General features: G+C 65.8%; 2 protein-coding genes. Both read right to left on the reverse strand.

Annotated elements, in window-relative coordinates; translation table 11 throughout:
* Positions 1–41: 41 nt before the first annotated feature.
* Positions 42–1,097: an IS3 family transposase gene (locus ACO2Q2_RS17405; protein WP_423257512.1), complete on the reverse strand. Its 1,056-nt coding sequence runs from the start codon at positions 1,095–1,097 to the stop codon at positions 42–44.
* 2 nt (positions 1,098–1,099) lie between these two features.
* Entirely contained in the window at positions 1,100–1,495 is a 396-nt protein-coding gene (locus ACO2Q2_RS17410) for a transposase (RefSeq protein ID WP_423257511.1), read from the reverse strand.
* Positions 1,496–1,575 lie beyond the last annotated feature (80 nt).

Raw genomic sequence — 1,575 nt, forward strand, 5'->3', positions numbered from 1 at the left:
CGGAACGTGTCAACAGTAACCCAACACACGGCGCGAGATTTCTATGTAACAACCTCGGGGATGCCGGTGTCGACCGGGGTGGGGACGAGGCGTAGGGCGCCAGCGGTGTCGAGCAGTTGCGTGGCCTCCATGGCGAGGTCGGGGTTGATGTGCACGGCGGCGGGCGGCAGGGCGACGGTGGGCGCACCTTTGACGTAGCGCTCGGGGTGGCGTGCGTAGTGATCGGTGAGCGCCTGCTGGCGGACGGCGGCGACGGTGGGTACGCGGCCATGGAAGACATCGGCGGGCGTGAACAGCGCCAACCCTTCGTGCGGACGATCGTTGTAGTGCGGGACGAACCGGCGCACCCATTGGCGCGCCTGCTCGGCGTCCTCGAAGCGGCCGGGGTAGTCGGGGGTGTACTTGAGGGTCTTGAAGTGGCTTTCGCTGAAGGGGTTGTCATTGCTCACGCGCGGGCGCGAGTAGCTGCGTGCCACGCCCATGGCGCCGAGCAGGTCGGTGAAGCTGTGGGCGGTCATCGGCGAGCCGCGATCCTGGTGCACGATGAGTGACTCCCGCGCAATGGCGTGGGCGGTCAGCGTGCGCGTGAACAGGTGCTTGGCCAGGCCCGCGTTTTCCTTGGTGCTGATCATCCAGCCCACGACGTAGCGGCTGAACAAGTCCAGGATGAGGTAGAGGTTGAGATAGACCCCGCGCGAGAAGGTCGGCAGCTTGGTGATGTCCCAGGTCCACACCTGCTGCGGTGCGGTGGCGGTCAGCTGCGGCCTGACGTGATGTTGGGGCGGGCGTTGCAGGCGCCGTGCCGTGGTTTGGCCGAGCGCACGCAGGCGGCGATAGAAGGTCGACACCGAGGCCAGCACGATGCCGTCGCTGAGCAACTGCGCATGGACCTGGCGCGGACTGGCGTCGATGAAGCGCTCGCTGTGCAGCGTGGTCAGGATCGCCTCATCCTGCTCGGCGGTCAGTCGACGTGCCGGTGCGCGCCGGGGGGTGCTCACTCTGCGCCGTCGATGATCGGGATAGCAGCGATGCCGTGGCTGGCCCAGCGCCTGGCAGATACGCTGCTTGCTCAGTCCCGCGGGGGCTGCTGCGATCACGCTCAAGAGCGATGCTCCTGCTGGGCCTTCTCGACCAGTTGGAAGACTTTTTTTTGGAGTTCCACCAGCTGCTCGGCCACCTCGGCACGCCGGCTCAAGCGGTGGTTCTCCCGCTGCAGGCTGGCAATCTGGCGGTCACGTGCATCCGCTGCCTTGCGGCCGGGCGCCTGGGATTGCAGACCCTCCAGACCGTGTTCGGCGTGCTGCTTACGCCAATCGGAAAGCTGGGCGGCATAGAGGCCATTGCGGCGTAGCCAAGCCCCTTGCTCGCCGTGGGCCAGGGCGCCAGCTTCGGTCAGCAAGCGCTGTTTCTCAGCCGCACTGAAGCGGCGGCGGGTACGTTTTTCCAACCGCGGGTCAGGCGTGATCTCGGCGGCGAGGGGTGAATTGGTGGTCATCGGTGTACTCCAGCAGCGGAGCCCATTTGTTATAGATAAAAACCGAGGGTAGCTGTTGGGTCATACGTTGACACGTAGGG

It is taken from the genome of Dyella sp. KRB-257 (genome assembly GCF_049445995.1).
Classification (GTDB): domain Bacteria; phylum Pseudomonadota; class Gammaproteobacteria; order Xanthomonadales; family Rhodanobacteraceae; genus Dyella_A.

Excerpts from the sequence above, each read along its gene's own strand:
- ACO2Q2_RS17410 (WP_423257511.1), bottom strand. The coding sequence starts at position 1,495 with ATGACCACCAATTCACCCCTCGCCGCCGAGATCACGCCTGACCCGCGG.